This is a genomic window from uncultured Agitococcus sp. (genome assembly GCF_937920075.1).
Taxonomy (GTDB): domain Bacteria; phylum Pseudomonadota; class Gammaproteobacteria; order Pseudomonadales; family Moraxellaceae; genus Agitococcus.
The window spans coordinates 1-8,176 of the sequence record NZ_CALETI010000466.1; the positions used below are offsets into that span (position 1 = coordinate 1).

The 8,176-nt window shown below is 41.5% G+C and carries 9 protein-coding genes; 4 read left to right on the plus strand and 5 right to left on the minus strand.

Annotation, left to right across the window (positions count from 1 at the left end):
* The coding region (locus Q0212_RS15845; RefSeq protein WP_297927299.1) for an SDR family NAD(P)-dependent oxidoreductase at positions 1-470 on the minus strand (470 nt) is incomplete at its 3' end.
* An 86-nt stretch (positions 471-556) separates the two neighbouring features.
* Between Q0212_RS15845 and Q0212_RS15850 the strand changes: the two genes are divergently transcribed.
* Both Q0212_RS15850 and Q0212_RS15855 read left to right on the plus strand, forming a co-directional pair.
* Positions 557-1,306, plus strand: a complete 750-nt coding sequence (locus tag Q0212_RS15850; RefSeq protein ID WP_297927301.1) for a HopJ type III effector protein — start codon at positions 557-559, stop codon at positions 1,304-1,306.
* Positions 1,307-1,409: 103 nt separating this feature from the next.
* On the plus strand, positions 1,410-3,575 hold the full coding sequence (locus Q0212_RS15855; protein WP_297927303.1) for a PhoX family phosphatase: 2,166 nt from the start codon (positions 1,410-1,412) through the stop codon (positions 3,573-3,575).
* Positions 3,576-3,655: 80 nt separating this feature from the next.
* Here the strand turns inward: Q0212_RS15855 and Q0212_RS15860 are convergent, their stop codons facing one another.
* Positions 3,656-4,159 carry a DUF1993 family protein gene (locus Q0212_RS15860; protein ID WP_297927305.1) on the minus strand — a complete coding sequence of 168 codons (504 nt, stop codon included), beginning with the start codon at positions 4,157-4,159 and terminating at the stop codon, positions 3,656-3,658.
* 195 nt (positions 4,160-4,354) lie between these two features.
* Entirely contained in the window at positions 4,355-5,368 is a 1,014-nt protein-coding gene (gene hemB / locus Q0212_RS15865; RefSeq protein WP_297927307.1) for a porphobilinogen synthase, read from the minus strand.
* A gap of 98 nt (positions 5,369-5,466) precedes the next feature.
* On the opposite strand from hemB, the gene elbB reads away from it, so the two are divergent.
* Positions 5,467-6,117: an isoprenoid biosynthesis glyoxalase ElbB gene (gene elbB, locus Q0212_RS15870; RefSeq protein WP_297927309.1), complete on the plus strand. Its 651-nt coding sequence runs from the start codon at positions 5,467-5,469 to the stop codon at positions 6,115-6,117.
* A 64-nt stretch (positions 6,118-6,181) separates the two neighbouring features.
* On the opposite strand, the gene Q0212_RS15875 is transcribed toward elbB, so the two are convergent.
* Positions 6,182-6,532, minus strand: a complete 351-nt coding sequence (locus Q0212_RS15875) for a hypothetical protein (RefSeq protein ID WP_297927311.1) — start codon at positions 6,530-6,532, stop codon at positions 6,182-6,184.
* Positions 6,533-6,654: 122 nt separating this feature from the next.
* On the opposite strand from Q0212_RS15875, the gene Q0212_RS15880 reads away from it, so the two are divergent.
* Positions 6,655-7,140 (plus strand): thioesterase family protein, encoded by a 486-nt coding sequence (locus Q0212_RS15880; RefSeq protein WP_297927313.1) that lies wholly within the window; start codon positions 6,655-6,657, stop codon positions 7,138-7,140.
* A 40-nt stretch (positions 7,141-7,180) separates the two neighbouring features.
* Here the strand turns inward: Q0212_RS15880 and Q0212_RS15885 are convergent, their stop codons facing one another.
* Positions 7,181-8,152, minus strand: coding sequence for an HAD family acid phosphatase (locus tag Q0212_RS15885; RefSeq protein ID WP_297927315.1), 972 nt, complete (start codon positions 8,150-8,152; stop codon positions 7,181-7,183).
* Positions 8,153-8,176: the final 24 nt, after the last annotated feature.

Genomic DNA, 8,176 nt, shown 5'->3' on the forward strand with positions numbered 1-8,176 from the left:
GCTTTACTGGCTGAATAGGCAGCACTGGTGGGTAAGGGGGAAAAGGCAGAAAACGACGATATTCCCACTAATTGACCATGACCTTGAGCCAAAAAGATTTTTGTTGCTGCATCTAAGGTCGCAATCGCACCGATTAAATTGGTTTGAAAAATTGCTTTATCAATTGCTAAGTTACCATTACCACTACGTCGTGCGCCAGTAATCCCCGCGTTAGCAATGACAATATCTAGTTGGCCAAGTTGTTGTGCTAAATGACTGAGTGCTGGTGCAACTTGACTATCATCTTGAACGTCTAATTCAGTCACAGCAACTTGAATAGAATATTGCTCTTCGAGCTGTCGTGCTAAATCTTCAAGCTTATCTAAACGACGAGCAGCCAATCCTAAATTATAACCTTTTTGTGCAAATGCCTTTGCTAAAGCAGCACCAATGCCACTAGATGCACCAGTAATCACCACATTCTTACCCATTATCAAAATCCTCTTATCAAATTATAAAAAGCAAGGCACAATTCAAACATTATTTTTAGTTAATAATACCAAGGGTATATCTAGCCATGTTACAGGAATTTTTCGCCAAGTTACGCAACAAAGATGTAGATTTTGAAGATACGATTCATGTCATTAATACTTTATACGACTATCAGCCCACGCGTTTTGCCAATGGTATAACCACAGTCGTGATGAATGAAGCAGGCCAAAACGAAGGCTCGTGTCGTATTTTTGCCTTTGCTTTATTAAATAATTTAAATGAACAAGAAACCTTAGCCTGTTTTGGTCGTTTTTATCAAGAAGTCTTAAATGATCCACAAGGCTCAGGTCATGGCAATATTCGTAATTTTATGCGTGATGGTTGGGCAGGCATTAGTTTTGAGGGTAAAGCATTAATAGCCAAACACAAACATTTGGCCGAAGGTAGCACTGGCACAGCCTCAATGACGGTGACGGATATGGATACCGCTAAAGCGATTGCGGTGATGGCGGATGATGATTTTCCTGAAGTCTTTGCGACTGCGCGGATGGTGGGCTTAATGGAGTTAGCTGCTGCACGTTGTTTAAAAGTGTTACTCAATGACGGTGAGTTATCGGTTGGGGTAGGTGTGGATATTCAGCATCTAGCAGCAACGCCCAAATATGAAGTTGTTCAAGCGGTTGCTACCTATGTAGGCAAAGAAGGCAAACTTTATAAATTTACTATTGAAGCTTTTGATGCAGGTGGCAAAATTGGCGAAGGCACACATACTCGTGCGATTATTAGCACCGAACGTTTAGTGGCTGGGGCAAAGGCTAGAGTTGCACTCAATTAAAAACGGTTTTCACTAAACTGTCATCGTTTAGTCAAATCAATGTCATCAGTGGTACTTAGTGTATGGCGTAGAAAATTATCCGCCATATGCTAGGTATTTTAACATGACTGAACAACGCCCTTATATTGATACTCATCAAGAACAAGACGACACCAATCATTCAGTTAATTCTCATTTTAATGAAGTCTTACAAGTTCGTATATCTCGCCGTAAAACCGTTTTAGGTGGCATGTCAGCAACTGCTGCTTTAATGTTAGGTGGTTTAACTGGCTGTGGTAATTCCGATGATACAGTCGTTCCTGCTGCAACACCTGAACCAGAATTAAAATTAGGTTTCACACCAGTTGCTAAAAATTTAAATGATGTGGTTACTGTACCAACAGGTTATGAAGTCGCAGTTGTTTATGCTTTAGGGGATGCGTTAAACACAACAACTTCTGCATGGGCAAATGATGGTTCTGAAACAGCAGATTCTTATGAGTTTCGTGCAGGCGACCATCATGATGGTATGAGCTTTTTTGGTTTAGGCAGTGATGGTAAATGGAGTTCAAAAACCTCGGATAAAGGTTTGTTGTGTTTAAATCATGAAAATATTACTAGTGCTTTCTTACACGCTAGTGGTCCAACAACAGTCGATGGCAAACGTCCTGTTGATGAAGCCTTAAAAGAAATTAATTGTCATGGCGTCAGCGTTGTCGCGATTAATCGCCAAAGCAATGGTTCATTTGCGGTTGATAAAGCGAATACCTTAAACCGTCGTGTTACACCAAACACAGTGATGGAGTTTCACGGCCCCGCTGCGGCTAGTCGTTTCTTAGTGACTAAATACGATGCCAAAGCCAAAAAAGGTCGTGGCACATTAAATAACTGTGCGAATGGTTATACGCCTTGGGGTACTTATTTAACCTGTGAAGAAAACTGGGCGGGGTATTTTAAACGTCCAAGTACGGATGATAGTTTACGTAGCACAGCTGAATTAGCCAGTTTAAAACGTTATGGTGTGACTAGCTCAACAGGTGCAAATTCTTGGTCAACGGCTAGTGATAGCGATGACCGTTTTACCCGTTGGAATGCCACTATTTTAGATGCAGCCAAAACAGCAGACACCGACTTCCGTAATGAACCAAATACCTTTGGTTGGGTAGTTGAAATTGACCCATTCAGTGCCAGTAATGCACCACGTAAACGTACTGCTTTAGGTCGTTTTGCCCACGAAGGTTGTGTGATTGCACCTGTTAAAGTGGGTAAGCCTGTCGTATTTTATATGGGTGATGACTCACGCGGTGAATATGTTTATAAGTTTGTTTCGGCAAAAGTGTGGGATGCAGCCGATGCAACAGGTGGTTTAACCGCTGGCGACAAATACATGAATGATGGCAAATTGTATGTTGCCAAATTTAATGCTGATGGTACAGGTAAGTGGTTAGAGTTAAGTTTTGGTGTAAATGGTTTAGTGGCTGATAATGCAGTATATCCATTTACTTCGCAAGCAGCCGTAGTGGTTAATGCTCGTTTAGCCGCAGACTCTGTGGGTGCAACCAAAATGGACAGGCCTGAATGGACAGCAGTACATCCAAAAACGGGAGAAATTTACCTCACTTTAACTAATAACAGTAATCGTGGTACAAGTTATCCTGTGGATGCTGCTAACCCACGTAATTACACGGACGAAGACGGTAAAAAAGGTAAAGGCAACCCACATGGCCATATTATTCGTTGGAAAGAAACAGACGGCGAACATAGTGCTGTAGGTTTTACATGGGATGTTTATGTGTTTGCCGCAGAGGAAGATGCGGATAAAAGCAAAATTAACGTCTCTAACTTAACCAGTGCTAACGATATGTCTAGCCCTGACGGTTTGTGGTTTGACTCACGCGGTATCTTGTGGATTCAAACTGATGATGGTGCTTACACTGATGTGACGAACTGTATGATGTTAGCCGCAGTGACAGGTAAAGTTGGGGATGGTGGCAAAACAACCATTGATACACAAGATACCTTTAAGGGTAAAAATCCAACTGAAGACAATTTACGCCGCTTTTTGGTTGGCCCTAAAGAGTGTGAAATTACAGGTGTGACGATGACTCCTGATAACAAGGCTATTTTTGTGAATATTCAGCATCCTGGTGAAGATGGTAATTTAACGAGCATTAGCAGTAACTGGCCAGATGTTGCTAACCCAACCGTGGTAAATAGTAATAAAACAGCACGTCCACGCTCAGCAACCATCGTGATTTATCGCAAAGATGGTAAAGAAGTTGCTGTTTAAGCAACATTCTTAAAAGCCATAAAAAAAGCCCTTGCCATTGTGCAAGGGCTTTTTATTTTGCACTATCTAAAAGAGGATTTTTAACCACCAATAAAATCTGGTTTACCCAGTTCTACACCATTATGACGCAAAATGTTGTAGGTGGTGGTGATATGAAAATACATATTGGGAATCACAAAATGCTGCAAGTAGGTTTTGCCATCAAAGTTTAAGGTGCGAGTGCGTAAGGCAAGGGTAATGGCTTTGTCTTCGGTATTATCAATTTGAGTAGGGCTAAATTCTTTTAAAAAGCTAATGGTTTTATCTACCCGTGCAATTAACTCATCAATCGTGGTTTCGGTGTCTTCATATTTGGGTGGTTCTACGCCTGCTAAACGCGCTGCACAGCCTTTAACCATATCGGTAGCAATTTGCACTTGGCGAGCAAGAGCAAACATATCGGGTGCTAGTCGACTATTGACTAAAATGCTTGCATCAAAGTTTTTGTTGGTGGCGTGAGTTGCGCCTTTTTGTAGAATGTTACGCAGATTGCCTAACATGTGAATAAAAATGGGAATTGACGATTGATACATGGAGAGTGACATAACGGTGTTCCTGTTTGTTTATTGTCGAAATTATTTAATAGGGGTGGGGAAGAGGGAAGTCAATTGCGAGAAGAAAAATAATTATAGATAGTGTAGATTGACGCAGGAAAACGACAAGACTAATTTAACGGTTGTGGGTTGAGGAACGAAACCCACAAGATATAAACGGTCGTGGGTTTCCTACGTCAACCCACGCTACTTCTGCAACAACTTCGCCGCCTCTTTGGCAAAATAGGTCAAAATCGCATCTGCACCAGAGCGTTTAATACACATTAACGACTCTAAAATAATCTCATCACGCTTTAACCAACCATTACTAATCGCCGCCATGTGCATGGCATATTCACCACTGACCTGATAAGCAAAAGTGGGGGCTTGATAGGTATCTTTTACTTCACGAATAATATCCAAATAGGGCATGGCAGGTTTCACCATGACCATATCTGCACCTTCAGCCAAATCAAGACCTACTTCGTGTAAGGCTTCCATACGGTTAGCAGGATCCATTTGATAGGTCTTTTTATTGCCACCTTTTAAGTTACCCGCCGAACCGACCGCATCTCTAAAAGGCCCATAGTAGTTAGACGCATATTTTGCGGCATACGACAAAATACACACATTCGGGTAGCCTGCTTGTTCTAAAGCCGCACGAATTGCACCAATTCGACCATCCATCATATCGGAAGGTGCGACCACATCGGCACCTGCTTGCGCATGAGAAATCGCTTGTTTAATTAACGCTTCGGTGGTGACATCATTTAGCACATAGCCGTTTTCATCAATAATGCCATCTTGACCATGTGTGGTAAATGGGTCTAACGCAACATCAGTAATCACGCCTAATTGTGGAAAAGCCGCTTTTAAAGCGCGTGTTGCACGTTGGGCTAAACCCTCAGCATTCCATGCTTCTTCAGCTAATAAGCTTTTTGCTTCGGGCGGCGTGACAGGAAACAAGGCCACCGCAGGCACACCCAAAGCCACCAATTCAGCCGCTTCTTTGAGTAATTCATCAATTGACACACGCTCAATACCTAACATTGACGGAATGGCTTCGCGGCGTTTTTCACCCTCTAACACAAACATCGGGTAAATTAAATCGGCAGGTGTTAATACCGTTTCTTGTACTAAACGACGGCTAAATTCTTGAGCGCGTAAACGACGCATACGGGTTTGTGGAAAAGCACCACGAGCAAAAGTAAATTGGGACATAAGGCAACTCAATAAAAATAATTACATCTGTACTCTAGCAAAAATTTAGAGTGCTGTTAGATTTGCTAAATAAATTTTGTAGTGACAGGATGGAAAAAATGAAAAAAGTAGCAGTTATTTTATCAGGTTGTGGCTTTAAAGATGGTGGTGAAATTTATGAAGCCACTTTAACCTTGTTGGCTTTAGATGAGGCGGATGTCAGTTATCAATGTTTTGCGCCCGATATGCCGCAAATGCACGTGGTTAATCATTTAACGGGCGAAGAAATGCCCGAAAGCCGTAATGTCTTGGTCGAGGCGGCGCGTTTGGCGCGAGGCAATGTTAAACCAATTACCGAGGCTAAGATTGAAGACTTTGATGCTTTGATTATTCCCGGTGGTTTTGGCGCAGCGAAGAATTTATGCAATTTTGCCGTTAAAGGCAGCGACATGACGGTACAAGCTGAGGTATTGGCTTTTGCTCAAGGCATGAGTCAAGCAGGGAAACCTGTCGGTTTAGTGTGTATTGCACCTGCTATGGCTCCCAAAATTGGTGGAGCAGGCACACAATACACCATTGGCAATGATGCAGGTACAGCAGCTGCGATTAACGCGATGGGTGGGGTACATGTTAATTGTGCAGTTGATGAATGTGTGATTGATAGCGAGCGCAAAATTGTCACAACACCAGCATATATGTATGCAGCACGTATTCGTGAAGCGCGTGCAGGGATTCAAAAGTTAGTCCAAGCGGTGTTGAGTTTAGCTTAGACCTCACCCTAACCCTCTCCTAAAAGGAGAGGGTATTCCCTTGCTAACTTTGGGAAAGGGGAACTTAAAACACCATTGCATGGTCAATTAAATAATGTCCGTCTTTTTCGACCACCACAATTTCGGCCACAAATTCCCCCACTTGTTGTGAGCAAAATTGTTTCCAAATAACGGCAATCGACGCAGGCCGTCTAAAAATAGCCACAAACTCACGATGGGTAAAAAATCCCCATTTGGCCTGATAATCTTTACAGACATAAGCTAAATGTTCGGGCGTGACAATGGCTTTGGCGCGTTCAGTAAAATCTTGGGTATGTTGTGCGTGATTAATAGCGGTAGAGCCAGCCATTAAATTATCCATCATCGGGTTAACGATAGCCAAAATTTCTTGATCAGTTAATAAAGCGAGTTTCATAAATAGACCCTAAATAAGTGCTAACCGACTAAGTCCTAAAAAGATTGTTTTTTTGGTCATTGCCAAGCAAGCATTTGATCGGTTAAAACCGAATAATAAATTATAAATAGAGACTTTATGCTATGAGCCACCAACATACAACCACGATCACTGATGAAGAAAAAGCACGCATTTTGCAAGAGCGTTTAAAAATGGGCTTTAATATGGTGCCATTTACCCAAGCTATGGGGCTAAGCATCAAAGAAATGTCCAATGATAAAATTACTGCTGAGTTTGCGATGCAGCCACAGTTGATTGGTAATGTTTTTAAACAAGTGTTGCATGGTGGAGTGATTGCCACCGCTTTGGATACGGTTGGTGGTGCAATGGCCATGAGTGGGGCGTATGTGGCGTTAAAAGGTACTGCCAAAGAAGAAAGAACAGCCCGTATTAATCGTTTAGCAACCATTGATATGCGTATTGATTATTTAAAAGTAGGTCGAGGAGAGCTGTTTACCGCAACAGCCAGCTTATTGCGTGTTGGCAAACAAATTTGTGTGACCCGTATGGAATTGCATAACGAAAAACAAGAGTTAATTGCGGCTGGTACAGCAACGTATATGTATTAAACAATAGTCTCCCCCTGACAAGGGGGAGATTTAGAGGGGGTTATAACGGACAAGAACTTGACTGAGGCGTATTTACCACCACGGTACTATAGTGATAGGTGTAATCGTTATAAATGGGTTGAGTATTTTCTTTACCTGCATTTGTACCAATAATATAGGTTTCTGCTTTAGGCAAACCACCATCTGCATAAGCAGCAATATCAGTTGTTGCATTACCATAGGCACGAATAATATTTAAACCCACGGTATTTTTTAGGTATTTCACATAGTTGGTTTTGTGTTCTTGAGTATTAGGTGGAATAGCACCATCACCATAAGGATTGCTGCGATAATGCCATGCAGGAATCCCCATTTTTGTTGCCCATTCGCGTGCATTTTTTGCCACCCAATACGGACGAGCAGTTAAAAAAATAATTTGATAGCCTTTGTTTTTATAAGCATTTACCATTTCAATGGCATAGGGATAAGGTTTAGCTGTTTTTATCCCCACATAATCGGCATAGGCTTCAAAATCGCTTTTGGTTAATGTGCCATCAATATCAAATAACACGGCTTTGCGACCTGCTTCAACCACAGAAACAAAACCATCTGTTGATGTCAAATCGCCTTCAACCACAAAGCGAATACGGTATTCGCCAATAGGTAATATGCCTAGATTAACTTGAACTTTACCTTCATCGTCTGTTTGGTAACGTCCTAAAGCTTTCCATTGATTGATGTTTGTGCCAATTAAATAGGCTTGAACATATTCTTGTTCTAAATCTTTGTGAAAACGTGCATTGTAATCAAATTTAGCAGTCACTGTGATGGCTTGACCTTGTTGGACTATTTCGTCATGAACCATATGCCAAGGGTCAAAAAAGCTTACATTAAATTTATTGGTAAAATGTTCAAAGTGCTTTTTGATGGGGGGTGTTAACATAGGAGTTTTTATAACAGCTTCCATGTCAGGACATTGGGCATAGCTAAAAAAAGGATAAAAACAGGCAAAAATAAAAGGGATAACACGCATAAAAAATCGTTCCTAGATCATGGT

Excerpts from the sequence above, each read along its gene's own strand:
- Q0212_RS15880 (WP_297927313.1), top strand. The coding sequence starts at position 6,655 with ATGAGCCACCAACATACAACCACGATCACTGATGAAGAAAAAGCACGC.
- Q0212_RS15850 (WP_297927301.1), top strand. The coding sequence starts at position 557 with ATGTTACAGGAATTTTTCGCCAAGTTACGCAACAAAGATGTAGATTTT.
- hemB (WP_297927307.1), bottom strand. The coding sequence starts at position 5,368 with ATGTCCCAATTTACTTTTGCTCGTGGTGCTTTTCCACAAACCCGTATG.
- Q0212_RS15860 (WP_297927305.1), bottom strand. The coding sequence starts at position 4,159 with ATGTCACTCTCCATGTATCAATCGTCAATTCCCATTTTTATTCACATG.
- Q0212_RS15855 (WP_297927303.1), top strand. The coding sequence starts at position 1,410 with ATGACTGAACAACGCCCTTATATTGATACTCATCAAGAACAAGACGAC.
- Q0212_RS15885 (WP_297927315.1), bottom strand. The coding sequence starts at position 8,152 with ATGCGTGTTATCCCTTTTATTTTTGCCTGTTTTTATCCTTTTTTTAGC.
- elbB (WP_297927309.1), top strand. The coding sequence starts at position 5,467 with ATGAAAAAAGTAGCAGTTATTTTATCAGGTTGTGGCTTTAAAGATGGT.
- Q0212_RS15875 (WP_297927311.1), bottom strand. The coding sequence starts at position 6,532 with ATGAAACTCGCTTTATTAACTGATCAAGAAATTTTGGCTATCGTTAAC.